Below are 22,523 nucleotides of genomic sequence, written 5' to 3' on the forward strand. Positions count from 1 at the left end.
TTTCCGGGGTCAGTTTCCTCCGCAGGAGGCAGCCGGGGGCGAGAGCCATCCGACCCGCGACGGGGCGGAGCCGACAAACGCCACTGCCTTCTCAATCTGGTTCGTGTCGACATTTCCGGCCTTGTCCTGTGCCCGGACGATGAAATAGAACTGGCTTGATCCCGTGAGGCCGGTGACTGTGTAGGATGACGCGCCTGCCGCCGTGGTGAAGGTCGGCGTGAACGAGCTCCCGCAGCAACCGCCGGACGTCGTCGCTTTGCAGACTTGGTACACGATATCGGTGGCCGGCGACACGTTGTCCGACGCGGAGGTCCATTTCAATTCCACCTGGCCGGCGCCGGACGCGGCGGCCGACGAGCAACCGCCGAAAGTGGGCGCCACCCGATCCACCGTCCATACGTAGCTCACCGGGGATGGGTCCACGCTTCCGGAGCCGTCCTTCGCGCGGCACAAGAACGTGTGCGCGCCGGAGCTGAGTTCAGCATAGTTTTGACTCGCCGGGCATTTCCTGAATGCCGTTCCGTCGAGCGCACACTCGAAGGTGGCGTTCACATCAGGGCTGGCGCACTTGAACTCAGCGTCGGGACTCTTCGTGAGCGAGGCCGGTTGGGAATCCAAGCGAGTCTCGGGAACGGCTGCGTCAACCGACTGCTTCAGGATTTCCTCCACAGACGGTCGGGCCTCTCCCTCGCCGACTTCGAGGGAAACGTCCTGTTTCTCGCTCCGCTCCGCGACCGGCTTACATCCACCGGAGGATGTTGGAGACGAGGCGAGGCAATCCGTAACCTTGACCTCCAGTTCAAGTTCTTTGTCCTTGAGACCTTTGGGGCACGTGAACGTCGCCAGCGGGCCGCCGTCCACTTCGAGCAACTTGCTCAAATCGGTCCCGTCTTCGGTCTTGAGAGTCCAGTCAAACTGGAGCTTGTCGCCCTCGGGATCGTTCGCCACGACAGTGACCAGGACTTTTTCGTCCGCCACCGGGGCCTGTGTGGAGGGCACCACCTGCATGATCGTCGGGGGCGCATTTTCCTTCCGGACTTCAACCGAAACTTCCACGGTCATCGATTGGCCCGCGGCGTCTTGAATCGTCACGGGCACCTCATAGAGATCTTCGGCCTCCGGGGCTTTCCAGGTAACGGTCACCGTCCCCTCCCCGTCTTTGATGGCCGAGCTCCCATCCGGTGTGGTCACCTCGCCTGCTTCAACCTCGGGCACGGTGAAGTCCACGGAACCTCCGTCATCGGCGACGACCACCTCGATCGTCACGGTCCCCCCGGGGGAAACGACCAGCGGTTCCACTTCAGCGGATTGCACCGTCGGAGGCACATCCTCAACCGGCACCGCCACGTCGACGACCTCCGTGGTGCCGGACTCCTCGGTCTGAACTTCAACCACTTCGCGGATCCCCCCGACCTCGGCAATTACTGAAACAAGGTCGTTCTCGGGAGCGCGTATCTCGTACTGCCCATTCTCATCCGTCGTATCGAAAGCGCCGAGGGAGGAAACAACTTCCGCTCCTTCCACGGGATCTCCCTGGGCGTCCTTGACTTCGCCCTGCACCAACGTGGCGGGATCATTGATGACGAGTTCAACCACCGCCGGCTCGCCCCCGGACGGCGGGGTGACGGACTGTGTGGCTGTCAAATCCTCGTCCAAGTCGCCATCCCGTTCATGCGCTTCCACCACGATGGAAGCTTCTTTGGGAACTTCAACCTCGAATCGGCCCTCGGCATCCGTGACCACGATAGCCGCATCGCCGGCCTCCACTTGCACACCCTTGATTCCGTTCCCTTCTTCGTCCACCACCCGGCCGACCAACGAAATTGTTTCCGTTGAGACCGTAACCTTCGGGACGCTCGCCACTTCCGAATCGCCGACCGCTACTTCCTGCGTCTGCGAGAATTCCGATCCGTCCGGGGTTCTGGCCACAACTTCCACGGTCACCGTGTCTTCACTCTTCGGCGCCAGGATCTCGTAGGTGCCGTCGAGAGCCGGCTCCACCACGTTCCCCTCAACAATGACCAGGGTCTCTTCAATCGGCTGATCTTCCGCCTTGGATTCAACCTTCCCGGTCAAGACGATTACGGGTGGAAGAACCACCTCGCCCAAATCGTGATGGGTCTCGCCATCGCCGCCGCCGACGGGAATGATGGTCGTCACTTCCGTCTCTCCCTCCAACGATTTCACGGCGAGGTCCACCGTGCCGCTTTCCGCGAGAACTTTGACTCCGCCATTGGAATCGATTTCGGCAGAGGTTCCCTCGGAGGTGACCACTTCACCTTCCGCGGGGGTCCCGTCTGCGTTCACGAGTTCGGCTTCCACTTCGACCGGTTCTTCCGTCTCCACGTCCTCCGCCGGAGCGCACCCCGATTCGGTCTTCTTGGCGGTCGCCTCGGTATCAATCAGGACTTCCTCCCTGCCTTTGCCTTTCTTATTCTTCTTTTTCTTGGCCTTTTTTTCCTTCTTCGCTTTGTGCTTCTCACCGTGGGCCGCCAGACCGGCCGTCAATTTCACCTGCTGTCCCTTGGGAACGTGGAGCTTGTATTTGCCCGAACCCTTTTCGACTTTTTCCTCCTTCAGGAATCCAGTGGCCAGCCCTTCCGCGCGTATCCACATCTCGTCCGCCGGATCGCCGTCCTCATCCACGACTCGGCCCTCCACGCAGGCTTCCTCATGCGTTTCCGCCACAACGATCCAGCCCGAGCCGGTAACGGCCACTTCCGCAAAAAGTTCGCGTTTCTCGCAGGCGCCCCGCTTGTCCCCATGTTTGAAATGGGACTCCGCGGCGTTGGGAGGAAGGACCAGGGTGTAGGAGTCCTCCGAACCCTCCTGAGAATGACAGAGTGTCACGTTTCCATCCTTCTTGCCCTTCTCTTCAGTCGATTTGTCCTCCTTGGGGTCGGACTCCACGAGGCGGGCCTCTCCGACTTTTTTCCATTCGCCCTTGCTCTCGTCGAACTCGAACTGGTCGAGATGGCGCTTTCCCCTGTCGAACTCTTCCAGATGTTTTTCCTGAATCGACTCCGGGACCTCGATGACCATCTTGGCCGGGGCTTCGGGGGTGACGACATCCTCCACTGCTTTTCCCTTCTCATCGGTCAGGTTGACGTGGACGAGAGCGACGGGCTCCAGCGCGACGGTTTTTTCCTCCTCATCGTCGGATTTCTTCTCCTTGGCCTCCATCTTCCCCGGAGAGACGTCCTGATCGACCTTGGGATCGGCCACGGCCACTTGCGCAACGACCTTCTTGGTTTCCTTACCTTTGTCATCCTTCCCTGCTCTTGCCACCGCCGCCCGGATGCCCGAAAGTGAGCTCGGGGGAAGTTTGAGGCGGACGGACCCGTTCGATGACAGCGCCGTGCCGGACGATCCGATCGAGAGGGTAGACGTCACCGGCAACAGCTTCGAGTTCACGGCCAGTCGAACCCCCTTGGAGAGACCGCCGCGAGAGATGGTTTGGTAAACCGGGGCGAAACCCGGCGTTCGGACCACCAGCTCCACATCGCCCTCTTCTGGAATGGACACGTCCGAAAACACATACTCCCCTGCGACGCCGGTACGGCCCTTCGCAGCCCGACCGGACGCACGGCGCACAATTTGAGAGGTCCCGCCGATGGCCGCTCCCTGTGAGCCGCCTCCCGCGGACATCAAAAGCACTTCGGCGCCCACGATCGGTTCTCCGGTCACGTTGTCCTTGGCTACGCCGCTGATCGTGAAACCCGATCCTTTGCTCTTGTCTTTTCCACCGGAAACAAACGTCACACCTTCACAGGACGTGATGACCGCAACCAGCGAGATCAGGCCGATCAACTTTTTCATGTAGGTCTCTCCGATCCGTTGTTTCTCCATGGTGGTCATGGCCTCCTCGGGGCCTGGATCCCCGAAAACACGGCCGCTTTCTCTATTTGGCTGGCGTCCACGTTTCCTGCCTTGTCCTTCGCCCGTACGACAAAATAGAAGGTGCTCGCTCCGCTCAAGCCGGTGACCGAGTAGGAGGTCGCCCCGGCGGAGGAGGTGTACGTCGGCGTGAATGAGCTGCCGCAGCAGCCGAACGACGTGGTGGTCTGACAGATCTGGTAGACGATTTCGTTTTGAGCGGAAACATTGTCCGTGCCCGCCGTCCACGCAAGGTCCGCCTTTCCCGCCGCCGCCGGTGTGGCCGACGATACCCCACCGAAAACGGGAGGTACCGTATCGACCGTGAACTTCACCTCCACCGGATCGGTCTTGTTCCCGGCCGGATCGGCGGCTTTCACTTTGCAGGAATGATCCCCATCTTTCAGATCGACAAACGAGAAGGGGGGCGAGCAGGGCTGGTACTCGCCGTTATCCAACTGGCACTCGTACTCGACATCCTCCTCGACTTCGGTGATGGGGAGCGAAACACCCTTGGTCGTTTTCTGGGCAGGTATGGATGGGTCGAATTTCAGCTTCGGCGGCTGGGTATCCAAGTCGACCGTGACGGTCAGAGGTTTCGGATCCTTGACGCCTGTTGGGGACACGGCTTGGACCGTGATCGTATGATCCCCGTCGGCCAACGGCTTGCCTTCGGCCAATTCCGCAAGCGTCGGTTTGGAAGAACAGGGTTTAGCGGGTCCTCCGTCGAGGGAGCACTCAAACGTCGCCTTGGGATTGTTGCTCTTGAGTTCGAGAGGCTGCGTGGCCGAGGCGACGGCTTTGGGTGGCTCTGCGGCCAACGTCGTTTCAGGAACCAGGGCCTGAGCCTCGGGTGGCCTGCCCTCGCCTTGCCCTACGTCGAGGTCCACGGTTTGCTTGTCCTTGTTTCCCTTGGGGTCCGTCACCTCAACGGTCAGTTCAAGTTCCGTCCCATCCGGGATGGAGGGCGTGACGAACGTCACGGTATCCGTCGTCGGATTTGTAAGAAGGGCCGTGTAGTCGGTTCCATCCGAATCCTTGAGAGTCCATTTGTGGGTGAGGGCGTCTGCATCCGGATCGCTTGCCGACACCGAAACCTGAACCTGCTCGCCCGGAATCGGGGCAAGGGTGCTGGGGTCCACTGCCGCGATATCCGGTGGAAGGTTTTCCGTTCGCACTTCCACGGTGGGGGTAACGTCCGTCTCGTTCCCCGACGAGTCCGTGATCGTGACGGGGATCTCGTACCAACCCGGCTCTGTCGGAGCGGTCCACTCCAGCTTGATGACACCATCCGACGGCACCGTCCCTTCCGGATTGGCTACTTTGCCCGCCACAGACTCATCCACTTCGAATTGGGCGCCGGACTTGTCATCCGCAACTACGATCTTGATTTCCAGATTCCCGCCCGGCTTGGCGGCGGGTGCGTCCGTGGAGACCGACTCCACTTGGGGTGGAGCATCTTCCACGTTCAACTGCACATCGAGGTGAGTAACGGATCCTTTTTCGCCCGTCGTGAAACCAACCTCTTCCTTGACGGATCCGAGGGCGAAAACGAGCGTCAGCTCTGAGTCCTTCGCAACGCTGATCTTGTAGCGGCCATTGGCGTCCGTCTCCGTTGATCCGCCGAGGGACGAGACCACCGAAACGCCCGCCAGCGGGATGCCGGTGGATTTCTTGGCTGCCGCTCGCGAAGGAGCCTTTGCTTTGGAGGGTTCACCGAAAGCGGGATCTCCCGTTCCCTTGGTCACGATCCCTTGGACGAAGGCCGGCCGGCCGTCGACTTGGAATTCGACTTCGACCGTTTCCTTGGCGGATTCGGAGTGTACGGTTTTCTCCAGCGTGGATTCGGACCTGGAAGCGCCGTCGCGCGTGACAGCCTCCAGCTCAAGATCGTCCTGATGGAGGACCTCGCCCTTGAAGCGGCCTTCGGAATCCGTGGTCAGGGCCTGACCGCCCTCCACCTGCACGATGGCGCCCGGTACGCCGTTGCCTTCGACGTCCACCACACGCCCAACCAACACTTGCTCCTCGGTCTTGATATTCTCGGTGGGCGCCTGTGTTTGCGTCGCGCCCTTGGTGTCAACTTGCACTTCCTGGCTGATGGGAAGGCCGGATTCCGTCACGCCCTCGATCACCAGATCGACCACCTCATCCGTCTTGGGGATCACCAAGGTGTAGTTGCCGTTCGGATCCGTCTTGACCGCATTGCCATTCGCCTCGACCACCGCATCGGAAAGAGGTTTCCCCGTGTCTCCCTCCGTCACCTTGCCGGTGATCACCGTGGGCTCCGGGATGGTCACCTCCCCCAGATCTTCGGTTACCCCCCCGGTCGTGGGCTCCACGGGAACAACCGTCGAGACTTCTTTTCCACCCACTTCGGTCACGATCCTCACCGTGTCGGTTGTCGGCGAGGCGGGCACGGAAAAAGTGCCATCCGGCTCGATGGGCGCCGAGGTCCCATCGGAGGTGACCACGGAGCCTGTGAGGGGATTCCCATTCTGATCCACGACCCGGCCTTCAATCGTCACCGGGTCGGCCACCTCGATCTCAGGGACTTTGAAGGCTTCACCGTCTTCGATCGGTTTCGAGGTATCGACGAGGACCGGAGTTTCGGACGTGGCCGGCTGGGTTTCCTGCTTGGTGCGACCGGTGGTCACTTTGACCATGTCGTCCTCGGGAACCCGGACCACGTATTCGCCGTTTTCGTCCGTGCGGGCGTGATTCACCGTATTGGTGGTCAGCCCTTCGGCGCGGACCCACGCATCCTCGACCGGCTTGCCCTCGTCATCCACAACTTTTCCTTGGAGGGGCACGGTCGGTTCCGGCGTCGCAACCAGAGTGGTGCAAGCGTGGGTGACTTGGGCTTCGATGAAAACTTTTCGTTTTTTCTCTTTTCCTTTTTTCTCTTCCACCACAATAAGGCGGGCGTCTTTCTCCTCCTGGATGAACTCGCCCGTGGCGGCGTTGTAGTGGAAGGCCATGGCGCTGCGCTCTCCTTCATCGTATTCCTTGAGCATTTTCTCCTGGAGGGAATCCGGAACAGCCAGGACCACCGATGCCGGATTCTCCTTGGTCACCGCCTGGGTCACGGCCACGTTGGTATCCGTGCGGACCTCGAAGTGGGCTTGGGCGATCGGCTGGAGCTGGAGGGAATCTTCCGCCTTCGCCTCTTTTTCTCCCTTCTCATCGCCTGGGCAGGCGCCTTCGGTATCGCCGTGATGGATGTGGGCATCCAGCGCAGAGGCCGTGACTTGCGTGGTCTTCAGAACTGAGGCATTCCCGGGTGGACGATGGCAGATGGTGATGAGTTTGACATCGAACTGTCCCGGCAGCAGGGCGGTATCTTGAGAAGGATCGCTGACCGACACATCGACGGCGATGCTTTTTGCGCCGGTCGCGAAGGCGGGATCCGCAGGAATATCGCATTTCGGGCTGCACTTGATATTGTCGGACAGTTGCAGGTGAAATGCGCCGTCCGGTGTGCGGACCTCTTTCTTCTCGTCCACCTTTTCCGAATGGGTGTACGGCTGGAGGGCCACTTCCGTGGCGTGGCTCTTGCCGCTCTTCAGTTCCTCGCGTGAAAGGTTCTTATTAATAGGGGCGAATCCGGGCGCAAAGATATTCAGAGCGGCATCGGTCCCTGCGGGAAGGTCGATTTCCGGAACCACATACTCGCCGGAGGGACCCGTCAGAACCTCGTACGTCTTCACTTCCCGACGGATGTGCGTTCGCCGCACGCCGGACGGCAGTACGCGCATCGGGCTGCAGCTCGATGGAGTCTGAGCGAGGGGGGCCAAGGCCGGGGACTCCCCTCTGGTCGGAGCGCGCGAAGGGAGGGCCGTAACAACATTCACCTGGACCGTGGCCCCCGAGATAGGCTTGCCGGTCAGATTATCCCGGACCACTCCGCTGAACATGAGGTCGGATTTCGGACCTTGGGCCTCTTGGGATGCCGACTTCAACTGAGTTGTCGTCTTGTCGGAGTCTTTGGATTCGCATGCACCGGCAAGGAGCATGAGCGCCAGGAATGCGGCGCCGCGAGGTTTCAGATCGAAACATTTCATCTTGCAAGCCTCCACATGGATAAACCCTCCTCCAATTCCGCGATTCTATCGGTCGTTGCGCTGCATGGTTTCATGGGCGGGACCCGTTGTCAATGAAACTTCCTCCCCATTTTTCTTCTTCAGGATCTCGTCGGCGACTTTCACAATAAACTTGAGTTTACCTGATGGAACTTGAAGTTGTCTGTGACGTATATCACCGCCCCCGCCCGACCGGTCCAAGGACTGGAGGACCATCCGGCGCTATGGTGATCAATGAGGCACGGGGGTGGAAAACGTGGAGGGAAGATGGCGGCCGATGGCCCTGAAAAAAACACTCCCGGCCGAGGCCGGGAGTGCTCTAAGATCCGTGGTTGCTACATTCCGGCGGCTTGGAGCGAGATGAGTCCCATCTCGCCTTGAGCGCGACCGAGCACGATGTCCTGGGACTCCTTTTTCGCTCGTTCCTCGGCGGCCTTCATGATCTCCCCCGATCTTTTCATTTCCTGGATTACCGAGTGGGACGTGGTGTAGTCTCCTTCGAGGAGGATGATCTGTTTTCCCAGCATTCTCTCCACGTTGACCACGAGGGGGCCTTGGAGATTGGCCGTCATTCCGGCTGGATTGCCGCGGGGGATGGTCACCAGGGCGAGAACCACGAGATCCTTTTCCGAACCCGGCCTGATTTCATCAAGATCATCCCTTTTGACGTTCACGTGGTAGTCCGGCCGGAACATCAGCGGATCGATGACGACGAAAGCAAGGTCGGCATTGTCCGCCGATTGCAGCCAGCGGAACGGAGTCTCTTTGTCGTGGTCCAGGAGCACGTAGCGTTTCTCGTTCGGGAAGCCGAAAAGCCCTGCGGGAAACGAGATGACCTTGTTGTCTTCGACCTCGATTGTGCCGAAGCGGGACGTCTTGATAATCATTCCGGTGTTCCTCCTTCCTTGGTTGAACTTTTCCCCGGTGTCTTTGGCCGGTCCTGGCCTTCGCCCTCGTGCCGACCGTTCCCCGTGGACGGGGCGGTCTCTTCTCCACTTCCGGGGGTTGGTGTTTTCTTCATGTCTTTCCAGATTTTCGAAATTTCTTCCAAACTCTTGGGCGCCTCCGCGGATTCGACCGTCGCTTCCTTTATCTTCTTGAAAATCTCCTCGCGATGGACGATGACGTTTTTCGGCGCTTCAATTCCCAGCCTGACCTGGGTGCCCCTGATCTCGATCACGACGAGCTTGATTTCCTCGCCTATCGTGATCCCTTCACCGACCTTCCTGGTCAAAACCAACATGGTTAGCCTTCCTTTGCTACGTAAGTTATCGGCAGGATAGAGGAAACCTTTACCGTGATCGGCCTTCCAAGGAGGAATTTTGTTCCGTTGCTCTGATTCGGCAAGACCCCCTCTTTCCGCGCGTTCGCGAGAGCCACCGCGTTCTGCTAGAGTTATCTATCATGGGTCGTTCGAGGCCTCTCCTCCTTTCGGTGGTTGTTCCCGTGTTTCGCCAAGCCGATACCGCGAGTCTGACCCTTCCGGTTCTAAGCCGCGTGTTACGATCCAGCCTTAAGGATTTCGAGATCGTTTGTGTGGACGACGGTAGCGGCGACGATACCCCCACGATGCTTCACATGGCCGCAGGAGAGGATCCTTCCATTCGTATCAAGGCGGAACGGAAACACCGTGGGCAGCACGGGGCCATTCTGGAGGGGTTGGCGGCCTCTCACGGCAAGTTCGTGGCCACGACGGATGCGGACTTGGAAGCGTCCCCCGAGTGGATCCCCGAGGCCCTGCGCCTGGCCCAGCGCGGTATTCACCTCGTGAATGGTGCCCGGAAGGGCTGGGATCGATCCTCCCTCGGCTCTCTCGCCATCCGAATTCCCCTGCGGCTGATGGGTTCGGAGCTTTGCAGGCTTACCGATCTTTCATCACCCTACAAACTCGTATCGCGCGAGCTTGCCGATGCGCTCCTCACGCTCCGCGGAGAGGATCATTTTCTCGCGCTGTTCGCGGCGCATTGGGGTCGGCCTTCTTGCGAGATTCCCCTGAAACAGAATCGAGAATACGCGGCGAGGACATCCTACGGCCTTTTCCGGCGGGCGCGCCTGTATGCAACGTTTCTCAGAGATCTTCGGCACGTCGTCCGTTGGGGGGGCCAACCCATTCCGGAGCGCCGAGCCACCGCCTAGCTCCAGCTCGCCGCGTCCGTGTACTTCAACCCGATATTGAATGAGTAAAGATTTCGACAGGGCCGCGTTGCGGAGCATCGTTCGCAGCCAAGCCTACCCACCCTACGCCGGATATCCGGGGTTCCGATCACGTCCGGAACTGCTGAAACATTTCCTTGCCTCGTGGGTTGGCGAGCGAATCTATGGGGAGTCGTTTCTCTCTTCCGCTCTGGGGGTCCATCAGAACGCCCGTGTGCTGGCGCTTGCCGAAAAGGATGCACTTCCCAGCCGATCCTTCGGATTCCCCATGGCACGGGCGACGCTCTGGGGAGCGCCGGACGAAAGAGCGGCGAAACGGGCGCTCCGGAATCTCGCTCGGCGGGCGGCGCAGGCCCGCATCCGGCATCTTTCGTGCAGGGTCGATGCCCGGGAGACCGCGTGGCGACGAGCTCTTCTTTCGCAAGGCTTCTACGCCGTGGATACGCTGGTCAGCTATGTGGCCGGTCGGACACGGCGTTCACCGCGATCGATCCGCTGGGGCGTACGAACTCGGACGGCGGATCGGCGCGACGAACCGGCGATCGTTCGGATTGCGAGATCCGCTTTTGTATGGGATCGGTTTCATTCCGATCCGCACCTCCCCGTCTCAGGGAGCAACGCCCTGTATGCCGAGTGGGCCAGGCTGTGTTGTCGAAAGGTTCTGGCCGACCACGTGAGAGTGGGGGTCCGGGGCGGCCGGGTGGCGGGATTCGTGGCTCACCGGCTTTTCTCGGATCTGGAGCGGCTGACCGGGCTGCGGATGTATGGACAGGGCCTTGGGGCGGGCCGGCCCGGATGCGGCGACGTGTACATGGCAGCGGTCACGGACGAGATCCGCGGCGTTTGGGACCACATGGACTTGATCGAGATCGAAACCCAGGCCCAGAATCATTCCCACCTTCGCCTCTTGACCCGTCTTGGATTCGCTCCCATGCGGACGAGCATGACCTATCACCGGTGGCTTTGGAGCTAGGAGAGGAGACGACTCTCCAGAGACGGATGCCTGCGCCCGGCGGCCATGTGAGGTCCAACAAGTCAATATTCAAGATTGACCCCGGTAGGCACGGTAGGGTTCGGGGGTCGTCAGGGGGCAATGGCTGCGGCCTTCCGCAGATATTTCTCATGGGCCGGCAGGTTACCGGCTTTCTCCGACAGCAGGGCAAGGTCGAGGAAGAACCACTGCCAATGGCCCTTCGTCCACCGATCCCGTGGCCATTCGATGTCCGGGGTGCGAGGGTGCCATCGCGCGTTCGAACCTTGCGGAGCCACACGGAAAGCGAATCCTAGCGGGACAAGATCGAACGATTCCAGGCCCGGCTCCAATCTGGACCAAAGCCCTTCCTTCCCCGGGATATGGTGGTGCCATCCGATTCCCGTGAAGAAGACGGGACGCTGAGGAAACTTGTCGGAAATCAGCAGCCTTAGGCGTTCCTTGGCCGGAATAGGTGTAGCGATCGAGCTTCGTTTCCATGAACGCGACCATTCCAGAACGAGTAGGCCGGAACTCAAGAGTTCCACGTCGGGTCTGCGGTTCTCAACCACCCGGACGGCCCACAACGGGAAGTAGGATAGCCCTGCGTGGGAAAAGAGGGTGGCCTTTCCCGGAAGTTCAGCCAGCAGCCGATCCGCGTAGGTCGTGGCGAAGCGGTCGTGACGGTAGCCCATGCTCGGCCGAAAGAGGACGCGCAGGGTAAGAGCCCCCGCCAGAGCGAGACCCACCCCTGCGACAATCTTCCATGCCGGCCAGCGGCGCAGAGTCTTCATCCGGCGCAGGGTCGATTTGTAGAGGACTGAGGTTCCCCAACAACACCATACGGTGACCAGCGCAGGGAAGACAAACGATTGACCGTCCGCCTCGTTGGTACCGTTGAACATTCTGACGAAAGCCATTGCGCCCGCGATCAGAATCATCCACAAGACTGGGAACGCGTGCGTACGGAGGCTCCCCAGCACACCTACCATCGCGGTCGCCGCCACGGCAAGGTGCAACGGATTGGGATAGAATTTTTCCAGGTAGTCGAGTGGATTTAGAACGGCCATCTGAGCCGGATGGGTTGCCAAGAACAGAAGTGACCGGAGTCGGGTATAGATCTCGAGATATTCGCGAATTCCCTCGAAGGTTTGCGATCGAGAAAGCAGATGGCTCACGTTCACTCCCGGCTCCTGTAGGGCTCGGACCGCCGAGGCCGCGAGAGGAGCCGCGGACACAACGAGGACTAGAATCAGAGCCATCGGGAGTCTGATCCGCCGCTCTCGGGACCTGATCCACGGGAAGAGGATCACGGGCAGCGCTGCGGCGGCCGGGGGGAAATAGGAGACGGCCAGCGAGAAGGTGGCCAGCGAGATCCAGCGCCGGCGCCATCGAGGAACGGTTGGTTCACCTGACTGAGAGATCAGGAGGGCCGACGAGACGGCGACCAGCAAGAGGTGAAAAAGCAAGGAGTTTTCCGCGACGCAGGACTGGTCAAGCGTGATGTCCCCCGAAGCGAACCATACGATCGGCAGTGAAGCCAGAGCCTGTCCCACGATGGCGGGCCGATCGACCCGCCGGCTCTCCCAGTTACGCAAGGCCATGCGGGTGACCATGAAGATGAATACCGCCGCGGTGATCACATTGAACAGTACGACTCTTGCGGCAATGTTTCCCAAGGGCATGAGCGCGAAAAATTTTCCGCACCACACATACAGGGCGTATCCGGACCCATGAAGAACCCCCCCCGTGAAGGCCCCGGCGATCATCTCGCCGCTGTCCATCCATGTTATGCCCGGGGCGGAGAGTGAAAGGTAGAAAACGAGGGCTAGGGTGTAAGGAAGAAAGGTCAGTTGCCGAACCTAGGGGAGGGTTTCGCAGCCGAAGAAGTTTTCGTCGTCGGGGGGATCGGATTCCTTGCGGAAGGTGAACCGCCACTCACGGGTGGATTCCAGTCCAGAAGCGTCGGTCGCGCGGACGCTGAGGATGTGATCTAGCGTGCGTGAGAGGCGGGCCGGATCGATCTCCATCTTCGGCTCGGTCATCTTCACTTCTTTTCCATCGAGGAAGTACGACGCCTTGATGTGGGTGAACGGCGTCTGGAAGTCGCTCACGTCGACGCGAAGCATGTTGCTATCCACGAAGTAGACCGGAACTTCATCGGGCCCGGTGACGTTCGCGTAGGCGGTGAGGCCGAAGAGACCGATTCTAGGGGGCTGGGTATCCACCTGGAAGGTGAACATGGCCGGGGTCGGATCCGCCAGCCCGGTTTGGTCGACGGCCTGAACTTCAAGAAGGTGAGTCCCTTCGAGAAGATACGGGAGTTGGATCACCGGTTCGGTCGTGACCCGCCAGACTCCACGGTCCAAACGCCAAGTGTAGTTGATCACACCGGAGCCGACCGCATAGACTTGGAGGCGGACGGGCTTTTCAGGGATGAGAGAGGCCCGGCGCGATTCCTCCGCGACAAATTGGAAGGTTGCCTCCGGTTGGCCCGTGAAGGGGTGGATGATGAAGGTTTCTGGGCCGGAGGCCGGCGTGAGGCGAGAAGAGAGAGGAGAGAGGCGGGAGGAGGCAGCAGACACACGGTCCATCCGGCGGGCGTAGGCCTTGAGGTTTTCGACGGCGCAGGGGTTGTCTCCGCCGCCGGCGCCGCCGGTGAGGAGTTGGAGGAGTTTGATCAGATCGAACGAGCCGGCGAAATTCCCGCTGCACGTCAGGTAGTCCGCCTTGCCGTTGCCGTCCAGGTCGGGGAAGCCTCCCGTGTCCGGTCCGGCGCTGATCATGTTGAAGCCCAGCCCCGCCAGTTGGATCTGCGTTTCGACCCACGCTTGGGCAGCGCCACCCATCAGATTGACCAGCACATCCGGGAAGGCGGAATCGAGCGAGGCGTAGTTGAGCGTGTAGGCCGGATCGAGCTCTTGATACCGGAACTGGACGTTCATCAGCTCGAGAGGATCGATGGCGACTTTGAGGCAGTCCACCGTTCCTCCCGCGAGGGGGTTGCACCCGGAGGTGAGGAAGGCCGCCTTGTTGGCGAAGACGCGGTTGGCTTCGGTAGCGGTTTTGAACTCCATATCGAGGGCTCCGCCCACGTCCATGCTCACGCCGAAAGCTTTCGTATCGGGATTGCCCCCGACCTGAATAAAGAAATCCGTGTAGATATTCCGGAAGGAGAAATTAATGTCCACGGGGCCGGCCGGGTAACAGCAGTTGAGCGGGTCGGAGCAGTAGGCCGCGTTCGCGGGGTTGGATGCATCTTTGCACAGGGCGGTGCAGCCGTAGGCGGCTCCCGGTTCCCCGCCGATGGCCGCGCAGACTTCCTTCGTGGCCACGTTGCCATCGCCGTAGGGCCTCCAGCGGATCTTCACGTGGCTGCCGGGGTCGGCTTGATCGTCGATCGGCGGGATGAGGTTGGCGAAGCTTTCCACTTTGAGGAACTGGGCCATATCGAGCGGCATCGGGATGGGCAGGCCGGTTTTGAGGCCGTCTTTGCTGACTTCGCACGAGACGAGGCCGGACTGCGCGATGGCACTGGTAATTTGATTGCCTACGTCCTGGCCCACCGAGCAGGCAAACCCGTCTGTATTGGTTGGAATTGTGAGGGAGCAGCACTTCGGGTAGGTGTTGGCCGCGCAACAATCTGGGAAGGGGCTGCACGTGGAGTTATCGCAGGTGCCGCCCGTCGCGCACGGGTGGGTCGGCTTGCAAAGCTTGTCCTGCACGTCAATCCGCGTTTTGATGATGTCCGGCGCGGCCTCCTGGACTTCGCAACCGAGGTCCATGATCATGGTCATGCGGTCATCGGCCGGAGCGGGCGACGGATTTTCGACTCTCAGGTGGGGATAGACCCCCAGATTGATCAGGGCATCGCCGCAGGCGAGGGTCCCATACTTGGGCGGCGCACTCTCGCCGAACTGGGCATTATAGGCCGGCGAGTTCACCTCGACCATGCCGTCGGGCGACTTTGGACTTCCACCCGGGCAAGGCGAGAGGGGGTCGGAGCCTCCGCCTTCGCAGTCGTAGCAATACCCATACCCCGCCTTGGCCGGATCATTCTGAACGCCCCACTTGCACCACGGATTCTTGATCGTGCCTGAGTAGGTGGGGCAAGCGTAGGCGGGCTCGGAGGCGAACATGCCGTTCATGTCCATGGGCAGGAACCCCGAGAATTGCTTTTGGATCGCGGACTGTAGCGCATTTTCCAGGGGAGCCTGTACGAATCCTGCCACGCAACTCCATTGCAATTCCAGCCCGAAACAGGGGTCAAAGAGGGAACCTTGCGGGTCTACCGTGAGGTTCGAGATGTCGATCGTGATGACGGGGTCGTCTCGACGCGCGTTGACGTTGTTCACGTCGACCTTGTCGGGGTTGATGACGATCGTCAACGGGAAAACGGCGAACTTGACGTTCATGGGGTTCTCGCACGTGCCGCAGATGGAGAGGGCTCCAACGTTCATCCTCGCGCGCAATTCCATCACCATATCGTAGAGAGTAATCTTGGCGTCAATATGCGGTTCGTTGGGATGGCCCGCACCGTGACTGTCTTTATAGGGTGTCATGGTCATCTTCGGCGGGCAACTGGCTGCGTCGCCGCAGTTGGTGTCCCCGTTGCAATCGTTACAATTGATGCCATCGGGGGGGGCGAGTGAAGCCGCCGAGTCAAAATAGATGACATGCCCGTCGTTGTTGCTGTCCCACGCGCAGATCCAGTCCAGATTGTCTTCACCCGGCAAGAGAGGGCACTGGTCCGCTCCTTGCATGAGGAGGCCGGACACGCCACTGGCGGGCGCGCCGCCCGGACATGGGCCTGCCATCATGCCTTTTTCCAGGAAGTCCCGCATTTCGGTGTTGTTGAGACCGGGTCCCATGAGTTGCTCGAGGATGTCGAAGGCCGGCCGCCGCAAGTCGAACAGGAGGGCGTCCTTGTTCATGACGGCTGGGGAGGCGAACGGCACGACGAGGCTGGGGACGGAGATCGACAACTTCGGCCGATAGCCGATGGACATGAGCATGATGATTCCGACGCAGGCGCCGAAGCCGAGCTTGCCCCAGGATAGTGGCGAGTGGCGAGTGGCGAGTGGCGAGTAGAGCCAGGAGAGGCGGAGGCCGTGCGGCCGAAGGCCGCGGGAGGCGGGACTCGTGAGCCCGTGAGCCCGCAAGTCCGTGAGCCGGTTTCGGAATTTGATCATAGCCCCTTCGGTTTCATTGTACTACGGGACCCGGAAGAACTCGAACTTGACGGCGCCCCGGTTTGCGCCGAGGTTTCGGACGAAGGCGAGGCCCATGTAGATTTCCTTTTCAGCCATCGCCACATCCATCACGGGGCTGGTGCCCGTGGAGCCGGGCGAATCCACCAGGAAATCCTGCCATTTCACCTTGCCGTCGTCCACGGAGCGCACCGCGACCTTGAGGGAGCCGAGCGTTTCGTCCGAGTAGGCCGCGATGGGGATCACGCTGGTGCCGGACTTTCCCGTGCGCTGGACAAGCGAGAGGTCGGCCCCGGCCCCGACCGGACTTTTCTTGCCGTCCACGATTTCATACGTCCATCCCACCTCGCCGTCGTAGAGGGCGTAGCGGAGTTGGCTGTTGAAGTCATCCCGATAGACCACATGGATTTTCTTGGGATTGAGGAGATCGAGTTTCATGGCCAGATGGCGGCCCAAGCCGCGCGTTCCCGCGGGGGCCGCGGGGATGTCGTTCTCGGGGTCGTCATCTTCCTGATTTCTCGCGGCGCCGGTATCGATGAAGGAGATGCACCAACCGGTTTCCGAGACCGTGCCTCCGTTTTCGGGATTGCAGAGGAGGGGATCGGCCACCGGCGTGCCGTTGGCTACATCTTTCACGGCCAGGCGCGGCAATCCCCCTTTGCCATCCCAGTACGCCAGATACACCACGCCGTTGTGAGCGGCGATGTTGATGTACTGGACCTCGCCGCTGGTCCCCGATTGTCCCTGCACGATCGGCCTGCCCTGTTCCACCAGCTCCGGCGCGGTGCCTCCCGGCTGGACGTATTTCACCGCCTGAACATCGGAATCCAAGTAGGCGATGTGAACGCGGCGAAGTTTCTTGTCGTCTTCCTCGATGGCGATACGGGCCCACTGGCCGACCGAGCCGGCGGTGTCGAGGTCGGAGCGGATGGACCACGGTTGACCCGGATCGCGGGTGGCGTACCGGATGTCCAGGTTGGTGCCGTCGAAATACGCGATGTGGGGCCGGCCTTGGGAATCGACGACCAGGGAGGGATAATCGCCCGCGTCGAACTGCTGGGGTGATTCACCGTCCACTATTTCGCTCGTCCACTTCTCCCCTTTTTCATCCACGTAGGCGTAGACGAGGTTCCGGTTGGATTGGTCGTAGTAGGCGATGTAGGGGTAGCCGTTGAAGAAGTCGATGGCGATCCGGCGCTGGCCGATGTCGGCCGTCAGATCGGAGACGTTCTTGTCTTTGATGGTGGGGAGGGGCGTGGGGAAGCCGGCGAAGGGGTCGGTGCGGCCGCAGCTCGCCGCGAGGATGAGAGCGGCGAGAGTGATGAGTGATGAGTGATGAGTGATGAGTTTCAAGATACCCCCCACCCTAACCCTCCCCCTCAAGGGGGGAGGGGAAATTACGGCCGAAGCCGGCGGCGGCCAGGAACGCCGCCAGCGTTGCACGTGACGCGTGACGCGTGACGCAGTACAGAGGCCGCCTCAAGGCGACCTCCTTTACTTCTTTCGCGAGCTGAGGGTGCGGCCGAGAACGAGAGCGATCAGGGCGAGGCCGAATCCGGAGAAGCCCCCGCCTGAGGCTCCAAGGACCATCACGCAGCCGCCGCCGCTCGCCTTGTTTTCCGGCACGTCCACGTTGAAGGTCTGGGACGCCGTTGTTCCATTCCCCGCGGGGTCCGAGGCCTGGACTTCCAGGACGTGATCGCCTTCGGAGGTTTCCGCAAGCTGAATGGTATCGCCCGCCGAAGCCGCCTGCCAGGCCGAGCCGTCCACCCGGTACTCGACTTTGAGTTCGGAGGCCGGGGCGACGAAGTCCGTCACGTTGAGTTGGAACCGAGGTTCGGCCACGTTCACTCGGGTCTGGCCATCCAAGCCGGAAATCTGGATGCTGGGCGGCAGGTGGTCCATCCAGAACGAGAGGGTGGCCGGCGTATCATCGATCACGCCGTTCACGTTCGTGCTGGCCACTTGAACGAGGTGATACCCTTCGAGGAGCGGCGGGAGTTCGATGGTATTGCTCTTGGTGAAGTGGTGCCAGGCGCCGCCGTCCAACCGGTAGCTGAACTGGATCTGATCCGGGCGGCTGAATCGGTCCACCGCATCCACCACGAGCGTGCTGCCGCCGTAGGGCGAGAGGCCGAAATCATCAGCCGATTTGTATTCGGCCATGAGGTCGATGGATTGCTCTTTTCGGCTGCCGAGTAGGATGAAGGTGTCGGGCGCGAGGAAATCGTAGTTCGCGGCCACCATGACCCCCGGTCTCGGTGGCGCGGCCACGGGGAAGCCTGCGGCGTTGCACATGTCTTTGATCATCGTGAGGATGTCCGCCATGTCCGCATCGGCTTCCAGCGTATCGATCACAAGGTCGCCGCAGAGGAGGCTCCAGATGTCATTGGCATTGAGGTAGTTCTCCGTGCGGCAGGCCGGGAGGACGCCGGGCGGAGCGGTGGCGGTGAGTTCAGCCGGAGTGCAGTCGTTGTCGAGGTCTTCGACCAGTTTCAGGAAGAGTGAGAACGTATCACCGGCCACGTTGGTGGAACCGACATCCGAGCCGTCAATTTTTCCATCCATGTTGGTGTCATAGATGGCCGCGACTTCGGGGTCATCCCCCGGAAGGCCGTTGAAGTCCGCCCCCTGTCCGCCGACGAAGTTCGTCGTGAGCGCGATGCCGCGGGGCGGCGTGGCGGTGGGATCACCCACGTTGAGGGCTGAACTGATATCGATGCGCGGCATGAGGTCCATCTGGAGAGCGCCGGAGAGGACGAGCGGTAGCAGTTCGGAGAGGACGCCTTCCACCTGTGCGTAGGGCGCGGAGGGGGTGGCGGGGTTGTACGTCCCAACCGGTACCAACTCAACGGCTTCGTTGTACCACAGGAAGGAGGAGACCATGGGATCCGCTTCCAAGGTGATGCGCGGGGCCATGGTGGTCACGTAGCAGCGGTCGTTCGGGGTGGTATCGGGCGGACCCTGGAGGCCCGGATTACACGAGGTATCGCGAAAGATTCCGACGCCCATGCTGAGCCGCGTGGCGAGGTCCAGGCCGAAGATTCGCTTCCAAGTGCCGGTACCGGTGGTATCGGCTTGGAGATCGAGGGTGAGATGAGGGATTCCGACGGTGAGACCGGTCTGGGCGTTGCCGTAGGGGTTGGTGGCCGGGAGGCCGATGTCGGGGCCGCCCGCCAGGATGAACGGCGTGTTGATGTATTTGGAACAGGGGGTGCCGCCGTTGCCGTCCTCGTAGCAACCGTCGGAGGGGTTCTTGAAGGTCGGTCGGATGACGAACCGCATGTTTTTGCCCGCAAGGTTGCCTTTGTTGGGGTCGACGAGGGACGGCATAAGGAGGCCGAACGTATCGGTGGAGAAGATATCGATGGGAAGCGCCCCGACGAGGTCTTTTACCAGCGCCGTATTTTTGTCGACCGACAGGCAGAGCGCGCCCGACTTGTAGGCGTTGAAGAGGATTTGTGAGAGGGCGTTCTGGTGGATACCCGCGCCGATGGAGTAGACGGGATCCGCCCCGTTCGGTGAGGTTGCGCCGAACAGTCCGACCGGGCTGGTGGTATTCCAGCTCAGGGAGGCGGGATCGTTGGCGCCCGCTCCGCAAGTCCAGACTTTCGTTGTGGGATCTTGGGTGCAGCCCGAGAGGCAGTTCGTGCCGGTGAAGCCCATGTCGAAGCCGAGACCGCCGATGAGCTGGAGGCCATCCGCTTCGTCGTCCTGCGCGGCGCTGGCGGGACTGTTGTACACGCCGTCGCCGTCCCAGTCGTCGTTGTCTTTCCCATTGGCGCCGCCCACTTCCGGCGTGCCGTCGTTATTGTCGTCGTCCGGGCCGGTGGCGATCATGCCGAAGTTGAGTTCTGCTCCCAGGTTGATCCAGGAGCCGGGCGCGAGAGGGTGTTCAATGGGAACGCCAATCGTGGTGCTGAGGTCGAGGAGGGGAAGTCCCTTCGAGAGGAAGTAGTTGATGGCGGAGTTGTAGCCCTGAGTCATGAACCGGAGCGTGTTGATTTCCAGGTAGGGCAGGAGATCGGCCATGAAGTGGGACGTGTCGCCCGAATCGCCGCTCTCGGGTTCGAGGCTGATCGTGAGGGCCGTATTGAGATCCAGTGGATCGAGGGTGAGGCCGATTTGCGTGCCGGAGGTGGTCATCGTGTTGGCCGAGGCGAACTTTCCGCCGAGGAGGCCCACGCCGGCCTTGAGATTGAGGTAGGGCAAGGTGCCCTTTCCGCCGAGGGAGAGGTAGCTGATGAACTTGTCCAGTTCGTCGTCGGCTTTTGCGGCGGCGTTGTCGTCCCCGTTGCCGCAGACATTGTCCACGCCGCAGCCGCAGAGGAGGTCTTTCCCGCAGCCGTCGGCCTTCGGGTTCGGCTTGGCCACCATGTCGAGGGTGAAGTTGTTGAGCTTGAAGACGATGTTGATGCGGTCGTCCACCGTTTTATTCGTGATGTCGGCCATCGTGTCCGCCACGCCGTCCGGACCGAGGGAGGCGGTCACCCTGACGTCAGGGGTGAAGTCCAGAGCCGTCCCGTCCCCTGCGTCCTTTGCGTCGTCCACGGCCCCGTCGTCGCAGGGGTTGCCGGCAACGCCGCCCGTGTCATAGTTGTGATCGCGGTCGTAGTAGAGTTGGGTGGCGGTGCAGGCTGGGAGATCGGCTGGGTCGTCACCGCCACCAGGGTTGCCCGCGCCTTGGCCGCAGTTTCCATCCGGGCCGCAATCGAGGACGTAGTATTTGAACTTGCAGAGGCCCGTATCGCCACTGTCTTGGCAGGCGGAAACACCCCATACGCAAGGGGGAGCGGCGCAGGTATCGCAGCCGATGTAGGTTTCGCCTGGATCCCAGTAGTGATTGGGCGTGGCGGCATTGCTATCGTGGTCGAAGCCTTTCCCCGCCACATCCCAGAAAACTTCGGTCTTCTGCCAGACCTTGTCGTTGTTGGCGTCGGTGTAGACTTCATTCGACGTGCAGGCGGCGTCGTTGTTCCGGTCGGTGGAGAAATCGCCGTCGGCGTCTTCGATGAAAAGGGCTACGCAGGCGTTCCCGATGAGAGGCACGGAGAGACAGGTATCCACAAGCGCATCCGTGCTGGAGAGGAGAGACTTGATCGCGTCTTTCGTGTTCGTGGCGGAGAGGAAATTGTTGAGAACGGTTTCGGCGTAATCGAAAACGTTGTTGTTCAGCCGGACGGAGAGCGTGTTGGGAACCGCGGGCGCTGGGGCCGCGGAAAGCCCCGGAGGAGGTGTGCCTGAGCCGCAGGATGAGGTCCCTCCCCCACCGCTGCTACAGGCAAAAATCACGAAACTTGCGGCGAAAACCGCGATCGTTTTACCACGAATTCCACCCCGCTCCGCTTCGCTTCGGGGGCGGCGAACTGAGCTGTTATTCGAACCAACGCCGATCATCTGCTCCTCCTCTCCTTATCCGATCACAGTGTGACCAGATAACGTTTCGAGTATAATTCCACGAAAATACGCGTCATGTCAACTACAAATAGCGCAAAAGCTCAGCCAAACTATTCAATTATGCGGTCGTCACATCCATGGAAAAAGCCCTGATTTCAAAGGGATGATTTTTATTATTCGGGAACTTAACAGTTCACATGCCATTGTTGTGACGAGCGTCATTTTTCACGAAAAAGGTGCGAAAGTAGTGAAAATTTTATCCGATTGTAGAACTGAGGTGTAAAGGAATTGAGCTATCGAGACAAGGTGTTTTTTTTCGGGGAGATCTGCGTCTTGGCCGCGTTGTGCGTGTGGCAATCGTGCGATGAATTCGACTCTTCCGCAACAACGTTTGCGACCGGGATCGAAGCCGCGGCCGTGCCGGAGCCGGCGTGCGAGGGGTGTCCGCGGACGCCGACGGACTTGAAAGTCACGAAGGGAAGCGGGACGCAGGTCGTTCTCGAGTTCAAGGACAACGCGAACAATGAGGATGGATTTGTTTTCGAGCGCCAGACCGACGGCGCGAGTTTTATTCCCGTCGGAAAAGCGCCGACGAACGTTTCCTGTTTGCTGGAGAACCCGACGCGGACCGGCCCGTGCTTCAGGGACAGCGATCCCGCGCTGACGACGGGCGTGACTTACACCTACCGCGCGCTGTCGTACCGGGAGTTTCTGTACTCGAACTACTCGAGCGCGATCGCGATTACGTTTCCGTAGAAGGCGCAGGCCAAATGCGTCCAACAGAATGCGTAGGGGAGGGTCTTCAGACCCTCCCGACAAGAGGGAGCATCTGAA

The 22,523-nt window shown here is 60.8% G+C and carries 11 protein-coding genes; 3 read left to right on the plus strand and 8 right to left on the minus strand.

Annotation, left to right across the window (positions count from 1 at the left end):
- Positions 1 to 9: 9 nt before the first annotated feature.
- The 4 genes from HYT87_02235 to csrA form a co-directional block, all read right to left on the minus strand.
- Positions 10 to 3,858, minus strand: a complete 3,849-nt coding sequence (locus tag HYT87_02235) for a hypothetical protein (GenBank protein MBI2058568.1) — start codon at positions 3,856 to 3,858, stop codon at positions 10 to 12.
- Positions 3,855 to 7,940 (minus strand): hypothetical protein, encoded by a 4,086-nt coding sequence (locus HYT87_02240; protein MBI2058569.1) that lies wholly within the window; start codon positions 7,938 to 7,940, stop codon positions 3,855 to 3,857. The genes HYT87_02235 and HYT87_02240 overlap by 4 nt, the downstream gene beginning before the upstream one ends.
- Positions 7,941 to 8,293: 353 nt before the next feature.
- The gene (locus HYT87_02245) at positions 8,294 to 8,845 is read right to left on the minus strand and encodes a flagellar assembly protein FliW (GenBank protein MBI2058570.1); all 552 of its coding nucleotides are present in this window, start codon (positions 8,843 to 8,845) and stop codon (positions 8,294 to 8,296) included.
- Positions 8,842 to 9,201: a carbon storage regulator CsrA gene (gene csrA, locus HYT87_02250; protein ID MBI2058571.1), complete on the minus strand. Its 360-nt coding sequence runs from the start codon at positions 9,199 to 9,201 to the stop codon at positions 8,842 to 8,844. The genes HYT87_02245 and csrA overlap by 4 nt, the downstream gene beginning before the upstream one ends.
- A gap of 161 nt (positions 9,202 to 9,362) precedes the next feature.
- On the opposite strand from csrA, the gene HYT87_02255 reads away from it, so the two are divergent.
- Both HYT87_02255 and HYT87_02260 read left to right on the plus strand, forming a co-directional pair.
- The gene (locus tag HYT87_02255) at positions 9,363 to 10,094 is read left to right on the plus strand and encodes a glycosyltransferase (protein ID MBI2058572.1); all 732 of its coding nucleotides are present in this window, start codon (positions 9,363 to 9,365) and stop codon (positions 10,092 to 10,094) included.
- Positions 10,095 to 10,134: 40 nt separating this feature from the next.
- The gene (locus tag HYT87_02260; protein ID MBI2058573.1) at positions 10,135 to 11,085 is read left to right on the plus strand and encodes a hypothetical protein; all 951 of its coding nucleotides are present in this window, start codon (positions 10,135 to 10,137) and stop codon (positions 11,083 to 11,085) included.
- 110 nt (positions 11,086 to 11,195) lie between these two features.
- Here the strand turns inward: HYT87_02260 and HYT87_02265 are convergent, their stop codons facing one another.
- From HYT87_02265 to HYT87_02280, 4 genes are all read right to left on the minus strand, one after another.
- Positions 11,196 to 12,866 carry a DUF2723 domain-containing protein gene (locus HYT87_02265; GenBank protein MBI2058574.1) on the minus strand — a complete coding sequence of 557 codons (1,671 nt, stop codon included), beginning with the start codon at positions 12,864 to 12,866 and terminating at the stop codon, positions 11,196 to 11,198.
- 78 nt (positions 12,867 to 12,944) lie between these two features.
- Positions 12,945 to 16,274, minus strand: a complete 3,330-nt coding sequence (locus HYT87_02270; GenBank protein ID MBI2058575.1) for a hypothetical protein — start codon at positions 16,272 to 16,274, stop codon at positions 12,945 to 12,947.
- 21 nt (positions 16,275 to 16,295) lie between these two features.
- Positions 16,296 to 17,645, minus strand: a complete 1,350-nt coding sequence (locus HYT87_02275; GenBank protein ID MBI2058576.1) for a hypothetical protein — start codon at positions 17,643 to 17,645, stop codon at positions 16,296 to 16,298.
- A 141-nt stretch (positions 17,646 to 17,786) separates the two neighbouring features.
- A complete protein-coding gene (locus HYT87_02280; GenBank protein MBI2058577.1) occupies positions 17,787 to 21,689 on the minus strand; it encodes a hypothetical protein in 3,903 nt (1,300 codons plus the stop codon).
- 306 nt (positions 21,690 to 21,995) lie between these two features.
- On the opposite strand from HYT87_02280, the gene HYT87_02285 reads away from it, so the two are divergent.
- Complete coding sequence (locus HYT87_02285) at positions 21,996 to 22,445, plus strand: hypothetical protein (protein MBI2058578.1); 450 nt, start codon at positions 21,996 to 21,998, stop codon at positions 22,443 to 22,445.
- Positions 22,446 to 22,523: the final 78 nt, after the last annotated feature.

The sequence above is a fragment of the Nitrospirota bacterium genome (genome assembly GCA_016180645.1).
Classification (GTDB): Bacteria; JACPQY01; JACPQY01; order JACPQY01; family JACPQY01; genus JACPAV01.